The organism is Embleya scabrispora DSM 41855 (assembly GCF_000372745.1).
GTDB lineage: Bacteria > Actinomycetota > Actinomycetes > Streptomycetales > Streptomycetaceae > Embleya > Embleya scabrispora.
The window spans coordinates 73,149-86,973 of sequence record NZ_KB889668.1 but is presented as its reverse complement, the minus strand read 5'-3'; the positions used below and the strand labels follow the sequence as shown (position 1 = coordinate 86,973).

The window sequence follows — 13,825 nt, the reverse complement described above, 5'->3', positions numbered from 1 at the left end:
AGGTGTCCTGGTGCCGATTCGTGGTCGGCGGCGCAGACGATGTGCTCCCGGGGAGATCGTGGAGGAAAGTGTTGACTGTGCCTAGCATCTTCCCCTCACTACTTCGGGTTGGCTGAAAGCCGCCGTCGCGGACGGTCGTGGCCGGCGGGCCGCCGACTCCGGGTCTCGGCCGGTTGCGACGGGCCGGCCGCACCGGGCCCTTCGGCCTTCGAACTCGTCGTCACGTTGGTCAAGGAGTACCGCGTCGGGCTTGTACCGCGCTTGGCTCGGGCCGGATCGCGGAACCGGATACGCACCGTGGGCCGCGCGGCTATCCGTCCGGCGACGTGCGCGCAGGGGAAAGGCCCACGCGCGACGCTCGCGCGTACCCGATCGTTGCGCAGAGTTTCGCCGTCGTGTGTTCGGGGGTTCGTTCGGGCTTCCTAACGTTTCGATCATGTTCTCGCAAACGTCTTCGTCCCCGTTTCGGCTGCCTCGGCGGCATCGCTCCCGGCTTCGGGCCGCCGCCCTGGTCACCGCGCTCGGCATCGGCGCCGGCGCCGGCCTGATCGACGTCTCGCTCGCGGCCGCGGAACCCGCCGCCGCACCGACCGCCGGCGACGTGGCGGTGTCGGAGGACTTCGCCGGCTCCGCGCTGCCCGACGGGTGGCGGGCCATCGAGGGCGATTGGCAGGTGGAGAACGGCCGGCTGGTCGGCACCTCGGCGAACTCCGGTCAACAGAGCCGGATCACCTTCGGCCGGCACCTGGAGGACTTCCGCTTCGAGGCGGTGGTCCGCTTCGAGAGTGCCGTCGACGGTGCCCGCTGGACCGCGTTCGGCCTCGACGTGCCCGCCGCCGGTACGACCCCGTGGTCGATCGCCACCATGCGTACGGGTACCACGGCGGCCAACGGTCTGGAGTTCGCGCAACGCACCACCGCCAACACCTGGAACGTGACCGACACCGGCTCGGCGCCGACCGCTGCCGGGACCGGCCGGGACGTCCGGGTCGCGGTCGAGGTGCACGGAAGTCGGGCCCGCCTGGTGGTGGACGGTCGCGAGGCACTGCGCAGCACCCGGGTTCAGCGCTCCGCCGACGGCGCGCAGGCGTTGTTCGTCAACGGTGCGCGGGTCTCCTTCGACGACGTCAGGATCACACAACTGGCCCCGGAGGCGAACGCCTTCCTGCGCGCGCCCGGCACCCCGCCGGCCGTGATCGCGCACCGGGGCGCGTCCTCGGCCGCGCCGGAGAACACGCTGATCTCGGACGAGACCGCCCGCCGGGCCGGCGTCGACTGGATCGAGAACGACGTCCAGCCCAGCAAGGACGGCATTCCGCACATCCTGCACGACGACACGGTCGACCGGACCACCGACGGCAAGGGCCGCATCCGCGACCTGACGGCAGCTCAACTCGCGGGCCTGGACGCCGGTTCGTGGTTCTCCCCGCTGCACACCGGGGCCCGGGTGCCCACGCTGCGCGCCCAACTCGACGACCTGCGCACGCGCGGCGGCAACCTGCTCCTGGAGATCAAGGGCAGGCACACTCGCGACGAGGTAGCCCGGATCGTCAAGGACATCCGCGACACCGGGATGAGCGGACGGGTCTTCGTGCAAAGCTTCGAGGTCGACGCGCTCGTGTTCACCCACGAAGTGGCGCCCGACCTGCCACTCGGCCTGCTCCGCAGCACCCTGGACGCGGACCCGGTCGCCCTCGCCCGGCAACTCGACCTCAGGGCCTACAACCCCTCGGCCGCCGCACTGGCCACACGCCCCGGCGTGGTCGCCGACCTGCATCGGGCCGGCGTCGCCGTGATGGCCTGGACGGTGGACGACGCGGCCGGCTGGAAGACCCTGGACGCGGGCGGCGTGGACGCGTTCATCACCAACCGCCCCGCCGAGCTGGCCGGTTGGCTAGCCGCGTGGCGACAGATCGGCCCGCCCGTGTCGCCCGCCGCACCGACGGTCAAGGTGCTCGCGCCGGCGGCCGGCTCCCGGGTGGAGCGGGCGAGCAATCCGGTACCCGCGCTCGACACCACCGGCGCCGACACGGTCCGACTCAGCCTGGACGGGCGGGAGTTGGCGCCCGGCACGCCGATCGACTCCGGCACCCTGCCGCTCGGCGCGCACACGCTGCGCGTCGAGGCCAAGGGCCCGGGCGGCAGCACGGCGGTCGAGGCCGGCTTCACGATCACCGCGTCCAGGACCGGCCTGGCGCACCTGATCCTGACCTCCGCGGCCGACCGCAACGCGATCGCCACGCTCACCACGATGCTCGCCCACGACCAGTACGACGCGCTCGCCCGGTGGGCGGACAACCAGGCCGGGCGCACCATCCCGGAGGCTCGCGCCCGGCTCATCGCAGGCGACGCCCGCGCCCTGCGCTGACGGCGGCCGGGAGGCGCTCCGCAGGCCCGGGAGCCGGCATCTCGGGGCCGCCGGGCGCCGACCGGTGCGAGCGGACCGCGACGAGCCAGGGCGGAACGGCGCGGGACGAGGCGGCGCGGGACGAGGCGGACCGTGACGCGGCGGCGCCGACCGGACCGGCCTGCTCGATCCGGTCCGTCCGCCTCGATGGTGTGATGCGTTTCGGGGACGTCCCCGTCATCCGCCGGTGTCACGCCGCTTCGATGGTCGCCGACCGGGATCGGTTCCCGGGCGACGTCCCGGACGCCTCCGCGCGATGCGCCCGCCGAGGCGTCGCCGACGCGCCGGGGGCGCGGTGGACCCGGGTCAGTGGCCGGGCACCAGGCCCGCGAGCCGGTGGGCCGCGCCGGTCGAGGTCGTGGCCGGCCTGGCGGTTCGGCGGGCGCAGGCCGCATCGTGGTGCAGCGTGTGGGCCCGATGGCGGGTGCGCCAGGCGAGTGAGGGTTTGCCACCGGTGTCCGCGGCGGCGATCAGCAGGCCGCCGAACATCGACACGTTCTTGAGGAAGTGGATGCGCTGTCCGGCGCGTTCCTGCTTGTTCTCGGCGGCCCAGAACCGATGCCCGGCAAGCGTGGTCGGAACCAGCGTGGCCGCGATCGCGAGCGCGGCCAGACGCGGCACCCGGCCTACCGCGAGCAGCGTGCCGGCGACCAATTGCACACCGCCGTTCAGCCGTACCGCGGTGCGAATGTCGGCCGGCACCACCGGCACCCAGCGGGCGATGCGTCGCACCACCGGTTCCGCGGCCGGCACCACCCGGTCGGGATGTACCAGGGCGTCGTAGCCCTGGAGCACATAGATCGAGGCGAGCATGGGACGCGCGAAGGTTCTCAACACAGCCATGACGGGACGAGTGCCCCCGGAACGGGCGCCTCGAACCCACCCGAACGCCGCGCCGGGCCCGACCGGCGAAACACCCGGGGTGCGATCCGACGATCCGCCGGTATGCCCGGACGCGGACCGTACACTGCGACAATGGCCGAACGGAACGCGGCGAGTGCCCTGGTGTTGCTGGTCCCCGACGTCGAACAGGTCGTCGAGCCCTGGCGCGAACGCTACGATCCGCGCACCGCCGACGGGATCCCCGCGCACGTCACGGTGCTCTACCCGTGGCTGCCGCCCTCGGACATCGGCCCCGCGGATCTGGCCGCGCTCGCCGACATCGCCGCCGCACAACCCGCGCTGGACCTGGTCTTCGATCGGGTCGGCCAATTCCATCGGGGGCTGTGGCTGGCTCCCGATCCGGCCGAGCCGGTGCTGCGCCTGATCGAGGCGGTGACCACCCGCTGGCCGGACTGCCTCCCCTACGGCGGCGCGTATCTGGACGACCCCGACGACGTCGGTCCGCACCTGACCGTCGCCCTGGGTCAGGGCCCCGACGAACTGCGGGCCCTCGCACGGGAGGTGACGAGCCGGCTGCCGCTGACCACGCGGGTCGACCGGCTCGATCTGGTGGTCGGCGACGACGACGGCGCCTGGGCCGTTCGGGACTCGTTCGCATTCGCGCCGCGCGCGGCGAACGGTAGGACCGACGGCGGCACGCCCTAACCGGCCGCGCGGGAGCCGAGGTGGGGGTGCTCAGCTTTCCTTGGTCCAGGAGCCCAGGACCATGAGGGTTTTGGTGCCCGTGACGTTGCCGCTGCGGCGGAGGTGGTCGATCACCTGCTGGAGGTGGGTGATGTCGCGGACGCGGACGTGGATGAGGGCGTCGGGGTCGCCCGCGATCGTGTAGACCGCCTGTACCTCGGGTGTGTCCGTGGCGGTGCGGACGATCTCGCCGACCGGCATGCTGCCCGGATAGCGCAGTTCGGTGAACGCCTCGACGCCCCAACCCAGTTTGGCGTGGTCGATCTGGACGGTGAAGCCGGTGATCACACCCTCCTCGCGCAGGCGGTCCACCCGGCGCTTGACCGCCGCCACGGACAGGCCGATCTGGCCCGCCATCTCGGAGAAGGTCCGCCGTCCGTCCTCGCGCAGCATGCGCAGGATCGTGTGGTCGATGCTGTCGATCTCGGCCATGCTCGGCGCTCCACTCCTCGGCGCTGCCACGCAAACGTCAGGCCACGAACCTGACCGGCAGGCAAGAATCTTGCGGCCTGAGGCCGTTTCGCCGCAAGTTGCTTGCGCCGGTGAGCCGAATGCTCGCTCCGGCGCCGATCGCCGCGAGTCCCCGCGGGTCGAGGCCCTCGGCCCGATACGCTTCCGCCGGGATCCCGCCACCAGACGCGTCGAACGGATCGGGAGGGCTGGGCCATGGGCAGGACACGGGAGGATCAGGGCGGTACGGACGAGGCCCCCGGCACGCCCGGTCCCGCGCCGGGCCACGCACACCACGCGGCCGGCCACGCACACGGTCACGGCCACGCGCACGGACCGCCCTCGCCCGCGTCGGCCCGGCTGCGGCGCCTGGTGGCCGCCGTCCTGATCCCGTTCGCGGCGGCGGTGGTGGTGGGCCTGGTGGTGTTGTGGCCGGGCGGCACCCCGGCGCACCCGCGTACCGGAGTCGGCTTCGACCAGGAGACCCGGAACGGACGGGTCACCAAGGTCGAGGAACTGCCGTGCGCGCAAGCCGACGCCGAGATCTTCGCCGGCCCGACCGGCGCACCCGCTGCCGGCGGCCCACCGGACACGAGCGGGCCCTCGGGCACGAACAGATCCTCCGGCACGGCTCCCCCCGTCGCGGACGGGCAACCCGGCGACGACATCCCACCCGGATCGAACGGCGCCGCCGCCCACCCCGACGAACCCGGCGGTGTCCCCTGGCCTCCGCCCTCACTCGGCGCCCCGGGCGCGCCGGGCACTCCGAGGGCGGCGCCCGCCGATTGCCACAGGGCCACGATCGAGGTCACCTCGGGCGCCGACAAGGGCCGGCGGGTCACCGAGTTGGTCCGGCCCAGTGAAGTGCGCCGGTTCTCGGTCGGGCAGGAGGTCGTGCTCGCGTACTCCCCCGGCGCGCCGGAGGACCTGCGGTATTCGGTGATCGACGTCCGGCGCGGCCCGCCGATGCTGCTGCTCGCGGGCCTGTTCGCGGTCGCGGTGATCGTGGTGGGTCGACTGCGCGGGCTGACCGCGCTGATCGCGCTCGCGATCAGCTTCGCGGTGCTGTCGTTCTTCATCCTGCCCGCCATCCTGCACGGTTCCGATCCGCTCCTGGTCGCGGTCGTCGGCGGCAGCGCGATCATGTTCGTGGCGCTGTACCTGTGCCACGGCCTGTCCACGCGCACCTCGGTCGCCGTGGTCGGCACGCTCGTGTCGTTGTCCCTGATCGGGGTGTTGGGTTCGCTGTTCATCGGGTGGGCGCACCTGACCGGCAACACCTCCGACGAGACCGGCCTGGTCCATGTGCTGTATCCGGACATCGAGTTGCACGGCCTGCTGTTGGCCGGGTTCATCATCGGATCGCTGGGCGTGCTCGACGACGTGACCGTCACCCAGACCTCGGCGGTGTGGGAACTCAAGCAGGCCGACCCGACCATGACGGCCCGTCGGTTGTACCAGGCCGGCATCCGGATCGGCCGCGACCACATCGCGTCCACGGTCAACACCCTCGTACTGGCCTACGCGGGCGCGGCGTTGCCACTGATGCTGCTGTTCTCCATCGCCCGTCGAGACGTCCTGGACGTGGCCACCAGCGAGATCGTCGCCGAGGAGATCGCCCGCACCCTGGTGGGCAGCATCGGCTTGGTCGCCTCGGTCCCGGTGACCACCGGCCTGGCGGCGATCCTGGCGGCGGCCGACCACGGCAAGCCCGCACGAGGCGAGCCCGCGAAGGGCGGGCCCGCCCCGGTCCCGGTGCCCGCCGCCCGGGGCCGACACCGGGGCCGCTGACCCCGACTCCGTCCGGCACGGAGGGAGCGCGGTACCCCCATGCGCCGCGTCTCATATTCGGGATATCGTCTCCGATATGAGAAGCACTGGGAGTGAGGCAGCACCCGGGGGCCGTACTCCAGAGGAGCTGGAGGCTCGGCTGGCCGTACGGCTGTCCGAGCTTCGGGGCGAGCGCGGGTGGTCGTTGGACGAGTTGGCGCGCCGCGCGGAGGTGAGTCGATCCACGCTGTCCCGGTTGGAGCGGGGCGAGATCAGCCCGACGGCGTCCCTGCTCGGCCGGTTGTGCGCGGTGTACGGACGGACCATGTCGCAGCTGCTCGCCGAGGTGGAGTCGGAGCCGCCGCAACTGGTGCGGGGCCGGCGGCAGGAGGTGTGGACGGACCGGGCCTCGGGCTTCACCCGGCGATCGGTGTCGCCGCCGCACCCGGGTCTGCGCGGCGAGGTGGTCGAGGGCGTGTTGCGGGCCGGCGCGGACATCGCCTACGACGGGCCGCCCGTGCCTGGGCTGGAGCAGCACATCTGGGTGCTGGAGGGTGTCCTGGAGGTGACCGCGGGCGGTCACGTGCACGAGGTGCGCGCCGGGGACTGTCTGCGCTTTCGACTGTGGGGCCGTTCGCGTTTCTGCTGTCCCGGCCCGGATCCGGTCCGCTATGCCCTCCTGATCGTCCTGCCGTAGCCGAGCCCTTCGACCCGCCCTTGTCGTAGCCATGCCCCCGATCGACCCCCGCACAAGGAGACCTCGATGCACACCATCACCCGGCTGAGCCCCGACGACTTCCGAAGCAGCGTGCAGGGCCTGGCCGACCTCCTCGCGGACGTCGTCGCGGACGGCTCCTCGCTCGGCTTCGTCGCACCCTTCGACACGACCGCGGCGGCGAGTTGGTGGCGCGAACGGGAATCGGCCGTCGCCGACGGCAGCCTGCACGTCTGGATCACCCGAGGCGCGGAGGGCGTCGCCGGCACCGTGAGCCTGGCCTTGGAGCGCAAGCCGAACGGCCGGCACCGCGCCGAGGTGGTCAAGCTCATGGTGCACCGCGACGCCCGCGGCCACGGCCTGGGCCGTACCCTGCTCGCCACCGCCGAACGGGCCGCCGCCCGGGCGGGCGCCACCCTCCTGCTGCTCGACACCGAGACCGAGAGCAGCGCGGACCACCTCTATCGCGCGGCCGGCTGGACCCGCTACGGCGTGGTCCCCCGATACGCGGCCGACCCCGCCGGCGCACTTCGGGACTGCAGCTTCTACTACAAGCAACTGCCCTGAACCACACACCGATCCGCCGCCGTCCGCTCTCGGGCGGGTCCTCGTCGCGGCAGGCACCACGCCGGGGCGGGGGGCTGGCACCAGCACCGTCTCTGGTGGTCGCCGGATACTGCCGGGGGCCCGAACTTCCTACCTTCGAGGGGAATCAGTCATCCGAGCGAAACAAGGGGACGATCACCGTGGACCGCAGGAGAAACCGCAAGTTGGCCAGGGTCGCCGCGTGTGCCGGCCTCGCACTCGGCGCCGTGGGATTGTCCACCGCTCCGGCCCTGGCGGATGCGGACAGTCGACCGGCCCTCCGAACCGCCTCGGCCCCGACCGCCGCACCGCTGCCCACCTTCGACTTCACCGACTGCCCCGCGCTGCCGGCGAACGCGGACCCGAACAAGTGGCGCTGCGAAGTGCACGTCTCCACCGGCGAGATGCGGCTCGGCGGACTCACCGTCCCGCTCCGCCCGATGACCATCACCCATGCCGAGGGCCCGCTGCCCGACGGTTCGACCGGGCAGGTGTTCGGCGCCATGCACGCGACGCCGAGCCCGGCGACCGGCGGCCTGCTCGGCGTCCCCGGACTGCCCGACCGGGCTCCCGTCGTGGGAGTGAACGTCGAGACCAGGTACGGCGGCTGGTTCGACTTCCTCTCCCATGGCACCTCCGCCGGCGGCCTGGACGTGACCCTCGCGCTGAGCGGTCCACTGTTGCCGCAGGGCTGCTCGATCGGCACCGCCGAGCACCCGATCCGGCTGACCATGATGCGCAAGGGCCCCAACGAATGGGTGTCCAAGGACCCGCCCGTGCTCAAGGGCACGTTGTGGGACAACACCGTCGCGATCCCCGCCGCGACGAACTGCGGCCCACTCGGCCCGGTCCTCAACCAGCGCAACCGACTGCCCTCGCCCGGCGGCGCGAACTCGGTCACCCTGGACGGCCTGTACACGTTCAAGACCTACGCCCGGCTGGGCCGCTGAGCGCACCCGACGCCCGACGCGTCCACGACGAGCGACCCACCTACGCCGTTCGGTCCGTGCGTCGCGGGGTGCGCTTCGCCGCCCCGGACGACCCCGATCGAGGACAGAGCCCACCACCTTCCGCCACCTGACGCAAAGCCCGCCCCGGACGGCCCAGCCGTCCGGGGCGGAGCCGTTTCCGGGGCCGAATCGAAGACAAGGAGGCTTCCACTTTCTAATGGCTGAACATGTGTGTAATCATTAGTCAGAGTGGTGGGGTCACCACCTCGAACCACCGGGCATCCCCGTCGCAATCGCCACCACCCCTGTCGTCGCCACCACCTCCGCACCACCGCCAAGGAGCAACGATGAGCAACCTCACGACACTTCAGACCGGCCACGTCGGGCTGAACGTGTCCGACCTGGACCGATCCGTGGCCTTCTACAAGGCGGTGTTCGGGTTCGAGGTGGTGGCCGAGGGCAACGAGACGGACCGCCGGTTCGCCTTCCTCGGCCGGGACGGCAAACTCCTCGTCACCCTGTGGCAGCAGAGCGAGGGCGAGTTCCGGGCCGATCGCCCGGGCCTGCACCACCTGTCCTTCCAGGTGGAGACAATCGACGAGGTCAAGGCCGCCGAACAGGTCCTGCGTGGTCTCGACGCGCGCTTCGGCTACGACGGGGTGGTGCCGCACGGCGAGAACGGGACCTCCGGCGGGATCTTCTTCGCCGACCCCGACGGCATCCGTCTGGAGATCTACGCCCCGTCCGGCGCCGACCCGGCCGACGCGCCCACCGCCGGCGCCCCGACCTGCGGCTTCTTCTAAACCCTGGCCCCCATCCGGCCGCGAACCTCGTTCCGTACCCGCCCTCGGCCCCACCCGGCACCGGCTCGGCCGGGGTGACCCACAGGACCACTTTCGGAGGGAATGCCATGGCAACCCGATACCACCGCGGGGAACGCGCGGTGCAGGATCGCGCCGACCTGACCCGTCAGGCGTCGATCGCACTCGGCGGCATCGGGGAGTCCATCCCGCCGGTCGCCGCGGCATTCCTCACCGAGCAACCCATGATCATCGTCGGCGGCGCCGACGCCGCAGGGCGGATCTGGTCCTCGCAACTGGTCGGCGAACCCGGCTTCCTGCGCGTCCCCGACCCGCGCACTCTCCTCGTCGACGCGACTTTGCCCGCCGAGGACCCGCTCGCCGAACTCCTCGCCGGACCCGCCAGGGTCGGCATGATCGCCATCGAGCCCACGTCCCGACGCCGGATGCGGATCAACGGCCGGTCCACGCCGGTGCCCGGCGGCCTGTGCGTCGACCTCGACCAGGTGATCGCCAACTGCCCCAAGTACATCCAAAAACGCGACTTCCGCTTCGTCTCCGACCCAGGGCCCGGCCCCGCGCCGACCCTGCGGGCCGTCACCCGGGGCACCGCCCTGACACCGGCGCAACAGCGGACCCTGCGGGCCACCGACACGTTCTTCGTGGCCAGTGCGGACGACTCCGGCAACACCGACGCGTCGCACCGGGGAGGCAATCCCGGCTTCGTCCAGGTGTTGTCCCCGAACGTACTGCGCTGGCCGGACTACGTCGGCAACGCCATGTTCCTCACCCTGGGCAACCTCGAAATCCGCCCGGTCGCCGGCCTGTTGGTACCCGGCTGGGACACCGGCTCGACCCTGCACCTGACCGGCACCACACGCACGATCTGGGACGCGGACGAGGTCGCCCGCGTGCCCGGCGCGCAGCGCCTGGTCGAGTTCACCGTCACCGGCGCGGTGGAGATCGCCGACGCCGTCCCGCTGCGCTGGAGTGCGCCGAACCACTCCCGCTTCAACCCGCCCGTGTCCTGAACAACCCACCCGACAAGGGAGTCGCACCATGCGCGTCACCGTGGACCCGAACCTGTGCCAAAGCCACGGCCAGTGCGTCTTCGCCGCGCCCGACGTCTTCTCCTTCGACGAGGACGACTATCCGGTCCACGACGCGAACCCCTCGGACGCGTACGCCGAACACGTGCGCACCGCCGTCTCGATGTGCCCGGTCCGCGCGATCACGATCGAGGCGCGGGGACCGAGAGGCGCAGCGTGATCACGATCGGCGCGGTGACACCGCGCCGGATCGGTCGGACGCGCTCGCCACCCGGCGCAGCAGGTGCTCCGGGCTGGTCAGCGCCGGGTCCGTGTCGGTGTCCGCGCGCCGCGAGATGGCGATGTCGACCTCGGGCGCGGCGGGCAGGCGGTGCGGCGCGGACAGCCGTACCGCGTCGGGGGCAGATTGGCCGCCGGCAGCGCGCCGACCCCGATCCCGGCGGAGATCGCCGCCCGGACGGCGTGCACGCTGGTGCTCCGGAACGCGACCCGCCGGCGGCGACCGTGCCGATCGAGTGCGTCCAGGGCCGGTTGCCACCACCTGCACGGCTGGGAGAACAGCACCAGCGGCAGTGGTTCGGCGAGCGGATCCAGACCCGGCGCGGCGGCCCACACCAACGGCACCCGGCGTTCCCAGCGCAGCGCGGCACCGGGCATCACGATCGGATCGCCGAGCACCAGGGCATCGAGATATCGGGATTCCCTTCGGCTCGGGGGTCCCCCTACGCTCGGCGCCATGCCCTTGACCTACCACCACGTCGACGTCTTCGCCGACCGCCCCTACACCGGCAACAGCCTCGCGGTCTTCGTCGATCCACCGGCCCTGGACACCGCGCAGATGACTCGGATCACCCGGGAACTGCGGCACTTCGAGTCCATCTTCGTCACCACTCCGGACACCGGCGACGTGGTACACGCCCGGGTGTTCGACCTGTTCGAGGAACTCGCGTTCGCCGGGCACCCGGTCCTCGGTGCGGCCGCCGTCCTGCACGCCGGGTCGGGCGCCGCCGTCGACGACGAACGTGTCTGGACGATCGCCCTGGCGGACCGCATCGTCGCGGTGAGCACCCGGGCCGACGCCGACGGCCGGGTGTCCGCCGTACTCGACCAGGGCCGGCCGGAGTGGATTCCCGCTTCGACCCGCGAGCGCCGGGCGGAGATCGCTGCGGCCCTGGGCCTGGACGTGGCCGATCTGGACCCGACACTGCCGGTGGAGGTGGTCTCCACCGGCCTGCGCTACCTGATCGTCCCGGTCGACGGCACCGGCCCGCTCGGCCGGGCCCGGATCGTGCACCCGGACTTCGCAACCCTCCTCGCCACATTCGGCGCCCAGTTCGCCTACCTGCTGGACGCGCGCGCACCGGAGGGCCGGCACTGGAACAACGACGGCGTCCTGGAGGACGTCGCCACCGGCAGCGCGGCCGGGTGCGTCGCGGCCTACCTGCTGCGCCACGGCCGGGCCCACGCCGGAGTGGAACTCACGCTGTCCCAGGGCCGATTCGTCGACCGTCCGAGCACCCTGACGATCGCCGCGCACGGCACTGCCGAGGACGTGGAGCGAGTCGTCGTCGGCGGCACGGTCTCGATGGTGGGCATCGGAACCCTGCACGCCCTGCCGCCGAGCAGCCCCGCATGAGCGGCCCGGGCCCGGAATCCGCCCCGAGGATCTTCGACGCCGACCCCATCCGCCGTGCGATCGGACCGGGCGGTGTCCGTCGTGGCCGATGCCGAGCGACGGTCCGCGCGGCCGACGTGATCGTGACCGCGACCGCCGCCAGGGAACCGATCGTGGCGGGCGCGTGGTTGCGGCCGGGCCAACACGTCACCGCGATCGGCGCGGACGACCCCGGCAAGGCCGAACTCGACCCGACCGGCGCCGATGCGGACCCGATGCGGCGGCGCTGATCGGGGACGCCCTTGCGCACGGCCCCGGTCCGATCGACACCTGTCCGAGGTCGGGTCGCCCGAGCGCACCCGGTGCGGCCCCGACGTCCCGCACGACCCGGCGCCCCGTGCTCAGCGGAAAAGCTCGATGTTCTCGTCGAGGAATGCCTCCAGGGTGCGGGGCGGCCTGCCGAGCAGGCGCGCGACCGTGTCGGTGGGCTCCTCCGGCCGGTTCACCGCCAGTTGTTGGATCTCCACCACGTGGGCGGCGAGCCAGTCCGGCAGGCCGACGCGTTCGATCAGGTTGTGCCGCATGGCCTCGGGCGACAGGTCGACGTAGCGGATCGGCCGGCCGAGCATGTGCCCCAACAGCTCGACGAGTTGCGGGTGGCTGAAGGTTCGACTCCCGGTGAGCGTGTACGTCCGCCCGCCGAGTTCCGGTCGGATCAGCACCTCGGCGGCCACGTCGCCGATGTCGCGACAGTCGACGTAGTTGCAGGCCGCGTCCCCCGTCGTCCCGAACACGACGCTCTGCGCCGCGATCATCGGTGCGAGCGTCGACAACTTCTGCATGAACGCGTACGGGCGCAGCACCGTGTGTGGCACACCGCTGTCCCGGAGGGTCTGCTCGATGGCGTGGTGCCATCGGGACACCGCGACCGGGGAGTCCGCCGTCGCGGCCGGGGCGGAGAGTTTGACGACGTGTTCGATGCCGGCGGCCGCGGCCACCCGGATGGCGCACATCTCCTGTGCCTGCTGCGCGGGGCTGTTGGCCATCGCGAGGAACAGTCGGCTCGCGCCGTGGAAGGCATCGTGCAGCGACGACGCGTCGTCCGCGTCGGCGGCTCGGACGTCGACCAGGCGACGCGCCGCGTCGTCCAGGCCGGCTCGCAGCCGTTCGGGGTGGCGGCTGAGCGCCCGGCTCGGGATGCCCAGGGTGACGAGGCGGTGCAGGAGGGCACTTCCGGTGGCGCCGGTGGCGCCCATGACGACGATCATGTGTGTCCTGTCTTTCCGGTGAGGGGTGGTACGGCCGGATCCGACCGCTCGGTCGATCCGGCCTGTGCGGCCTGTGCGGCCTGTGCGGTCTATGCGGCCGGTCGCCGGTCCCGCGTCGCCCCGCGCCAGCGCCACGTGATGATGGAGGTGGCCAGGGCCGCCGAGAGCGGCAGATCCAGGCGGAGGCGATCGGGCCACGGGCCGTGGTGCGGGATGATGCGTTCGGGTACGTGGCCGGCGACGAACCAGCCGACCAGGGCGGCCAATGCGGTGACCGCGGTCGCCAGGACGAGGGTCGGGACCACTCGCGGCGTCGAGGTCAGCCATGTGCGTCGAACACCGATCCGGCGCAGCCGGCCGCCGACGAGCGCGGCCACGATCGCCGAGGTGCCCGCGATCGAGGTGCAGGCCGCGACGACCAGATCGGGCTGCCCACCGACCAGGCCGCCGGTGCCCGCCATCAGCGCGGGAGCCAGGTACGCCACGAGCACCTCGCGCCACAGCGTGAACGGCGGTGGGCCGGAGTTCCGGGCGGACGAGCGGCCTTGTCCCATGCGGTTGTCGACCTCCATTTTCGGCATATGGTTAGCTCCCTAATTACATGGTCGAGAGAATGCCGCCTCGGCGGC

16 protein-coding genes are annotated in these 13,825 nt (G+C 72.3%); 11 read left to right on the top strand and 5 right to left on the bottom strand.

The genetic code is table 11. The features are described from left to right. Positions 1-436: 436 nt before the first annotated feature. Positions 437-2,368, top strand: coding sequence for a glycerophosphodiester phosphodiesterase (locus A3IC_RS0121890; protein ID WP_020552195.1), 1,932 nt, complete (start codon positions 437-439; stop codon positions 2,366-2,368). A 345-nt stretch (positions 2,369-2,713) separates the two neighbouring features. Here the strand turns inward: A3IC_RS0121890 and A3IC_RS0121885 are convergent, their stop codons facing one another. Further along, positions 2,714-3,250 carry a DoxX family protein gene (locus A3IC_RS0121885; RefSeq protein WP_020552194.1) on the bottom strand — a complete coding sequence of 179 codons (537 nt, stop codon included), beginning with the start codon at positions 3,248-3,250 and terminating at the stop codon, positions 2,714-2,716. A 132-nt stretch (positions 3,251-3,382) separates the two neighbouring features. On the opposite strand from A3IC_RS0121885, the gene A3IC_RS68845 reads away from it, so the two are divergent. Beyond that, a complete protein-coding gene (locus A3IC_RS68845; protein WP_020552193.1) occupies positions 3,383-3,955 on the top strand; it encodes a 2'-5' RNA ligase family protein in 573 nt (190 codons plus the stop codon). A 30-nt stretch (positions 3,956-3,985) separates the two neighbouring features. On the opposite strand, the gene A3IC_RS0121875 is transcribed toward A3IC_RS68845, so the two are convergent. Next, on the bottom strand, positions 3,986-4,426 hold the full coding sequence (locus A3IC_RS0121875; protein ID WP_020552192.1) for an Lrp/AsnC family transcriptional regulator: 441 nt from the start codon (positions 4,424-4,426) through the stop codon (positions 3,986-3,988). A gap of 234 nt (positions 4,427-4,660) precedes the next feature. On the opposite strand from A3IC_RS0121875, the gene A3IC_RS65105 reads away from it, so the two are divergent. From A3IC_RS65105 to A3IC_RS0121840, 7 genes are all read left to right on the top strand, one after another. Continuing rightward, a complete protein-coding gene (locus tag A3IC_RS65105; protein WP_020552191.1) occupies positions 4,661-6,235 on the top strand; it encodes a YibE/F family protein in 1,575 nt (524 codons plus the stop codon). A gap of 76 nt (positions 6,236-6,311) precedes the next feature. Continuing rightward, positions 6,312-6,911, top strand: coding sequence for a helix-turn-helix domain-containing protein (locus A3IC_RS0121865; protein WP_020552190.1), 600 nt, complete (start codon positions 6,312-6,314; stop codon positions 6,909-6,911). 66 nt (positions 6,912-6,977) lie between these two features. Continuing rightward, positions 6,978-7,496, top strand: coding sequence for a GNAT family N-acetyltransferase (locus A3IC_RS0121860; protein ID WP_020552189.1), 519 nt, complete (start codon positions 6,978-6,980; stop codon positions 7,494-7,496). Positions 7,497-7,675: 179 nt separating this feature from the next. After that, positions 7,676-8,464, top strand: a complete 789-nt coding sequence (locus A3IC_RS55760) for a hypothetical protein (protein WP_158696049.1) — start codon at positions 7,676-7,678, stop codon at positions 8,462-8,464. 347 nt (positions 8,465-8,811) lie between these two features. Further along, positions 8,812-9,267, top strand: coding sequence for a VOC family protein (locus tag A3IC_RS0121850; protein WP_020552187.1), 456 nt, complete (start codon positions 8,812-8,814; stop codon positions 9,265-9,267). Between the two features lie 107 nt (positions 9,268-9,374). Continuing rightward, positions 9,375-10,295 (top strand): pyridoxamine 5'-phosphate oxidase family protein, encoded by a 921-nt coding sequence (locus tag A3IC_RS0121845; protein ID WP_020552186.1) that lies wholly within the window; start codon positions 9,375-9,377, stop codon positions 10,293-10,295. A gap of 28 nt (positions 10,296-10,323) precedes the next feature. Then, positions 10,324-10,533, top strand: a complete 210-nt coding sequence (locus A3IC_RS0121840; RefSeq protein ID WP_020552185.1) for a ferredoxin — start codon at positions 10,324-10,326, stop codon at positions 10,531-10,533. Between the two features lie 77 nt (positions 10,534-10,610). Here the strand turns inward: A3IC_RS0121840 and A3IC_RS0121835 are convergent, their stop codons facing one another. Continuing rightward, positions 10,611-11,051: a LysR substrate-binding domain-containing protein gene (locus A3IC_RS0121835; RefSeq protein WP_079026589.1), complete on the bottom strand. Its 441-nt coding sequence runs from the start codon at positions 11,049-11,051 to the stop codon at positions 10,611-10,613. On the opposite strand from A3IC_RS0121835, the gene A3IC_RS0121830 reads away from it, so the two are divergent. Next, positions 11,050-11,949, top strand: a complete 900-nt coding sequence (locus tag A3IC_RS0121830) for a PhzF family phenazine biosynthesis protein (protein ID WP_020552184.1) — start codon at positions 11,050-11,052, stop codon at positions 11,947-11,949. The two genes, A3IC_RS0121835 and A3IC_RS0121830, sit on opposite strands and share 2 nt — an antisense overlap. Further along, complete coding sequence (locus A3IC_RS72615) at positions 11,946-12,218, top strand: hypothetical protein (RefSeq protein ID WP_020552183.1); 273 nt, start codon at positions 11,946-11,948, stop codon at positions 12,216-12,218. The genes A3IC_RS0121830 and A3IC_RS72615 overlap by 4 nt, the downstream gene beginning before the upstream one ends. Before the next feature lie 111 nt (positions 12,219-12,329). Here A3IC_RS72615 and A3IC_RS0121820 read toward each other — a convergent pair whose 3' ends face one another. Next, a complete protein-coding gene (locus A3IC_RS0121820) occupies positions 12,330-13,196 on the bottom strand; it encodes an NmrA family NAD(P)-binding protein (RefSeq protein WP_020552182.1) in 867 nt (288 codons plus the stop codon). An 89-nt stretch (positions 13,197-13,285) separates the two neighbouring features. Next, complete coding sequence (locus A3IC_RS0121815; RefSeq protein ID WP_026218568.1) at positions 13,286-13,777, bottom strand: hypothetical protein; 492 nt, start codon at positions 13,775-13,777, stop codon at positions 13,286-13,288. Positions 13,778-13,825: the final 48 nt, after the last annotated feature.

What these genes read in the sequence shown, in the direction of transcription:
- A3IC_RS0121890 (WP_020552195.1), top strand. Translation starts at nt 437, where the DNA reads ATGTTCTCGCAAACGTCTTCGTCCCCGTTTCGGCTGCCTCGGCGGCAT.
- A3IC_RS0121885 (WP_020552194.1), bottom strand. Translation starts at nt 3,250, where the DNA reads ATGGCTGTGTTGAGAACCTTCGCGCGTCCCATGCTCGCCTCGATCTAT.
- A3IC_RS68845 (WP_020552193.1), top strand. Translation starts at nt 3,383, where the DNA reads ATGGCCGAACGGAACGCGGCGAGTGCCCTGGTGTTGCTGGTCCCCGAC.
- A3IC_RS0121875 (WP_020552192.1), bottom strand. Translation starts at nt 4,426, where the DNA reads ATGGCCGAGATCGACAGCATCGACCACACGATCCTGCGCATGCTGCGC.
- A3IC_RS65105 (WP_020552191.1), top strand. Translation starts at nt 4,661, where the DNA reads ATGGGCAGGACACGGGAGGATCAGGGCGGTACGGACGAGGCCCCCGGC.
- A3IC_RS0121865 (WP_020552190.1), top strand. Translation starts at nt 6,312, where the DNA reads ATGAGAAGCACTGGGAGTGAGGCAGCACCCGGGGGCCGTACTCCAGAG.
- A3IC_RS0121860 (WP_020552189.1), top strand. Translation starts at nt 6,978, where the DNA reads ATGCACACCATCACCCGGCTGAGCCCCGACGACTTCCGAAGCAGCGTG.
- A3IC_RS0121850 (WP_020552187.1), top strand. Translation starts at nt 8,812, where the DNA reads ATGAGCAACCTCACGACACTTCAGACCGGCCACGTCGGGCTGAACGTG.
- A3IC_RS0121845 (WP_020552186.1), top strand. Translation starts at nt 9,375, where the DNA reads ATGGCAACCCGATACCACCGCGGGGAACGCGCGGTGCAGGATCGCGCC.
- A3IC_RS0121840 (WP_020552185.1), top strand. Translation starts at nt 10,324, where the DNA reads ATGCGCGTCACCGTGGACCCGAACCTGTGCCAAAGCCACGGCCAGTGC.
- A3IC_RS0121830 (WP_020552184.1), top strand. Translation starts at nt 11,050, where the DNA reads ATGCCCTTGACCTACCACCACGTCGACGTCTTCGCCGACCGCCCCTAC.
- A3IC_RS0121835 (WP_079026589.1), bottom strand. Translation starts at nt 11,051, where the DNA reads ATGGCGCCGAGCGTAGGGGGACCCCCGAGCCGAAGGGAATCCCGATAT.
- A3IC_RS72615 (WP_020552183.1), top strand. Translation starts at nt 11,946, where the DNA reads ATGAGCGGCCCGGGCCCGGAATCCGCCCCGAGGATCTTCGACGCCGAC.
- A3IC_RS0121820 (WP_020552182.1), bottom strand. Translation starts at nt 13,196, where the DNA reads ATGATCGTCGTCATGGGCGCCACCGGCGCCACCGGAAGTGCCCTCCTG.
- A3IC_RS0121815 (WP_026218568.1), bottom strand. Translation starts at nt 13,777, where the DNA reads ATGCCGAAAATGGAGGTCGACAACCGCATGGGACAAGGCCGCTCGTCC.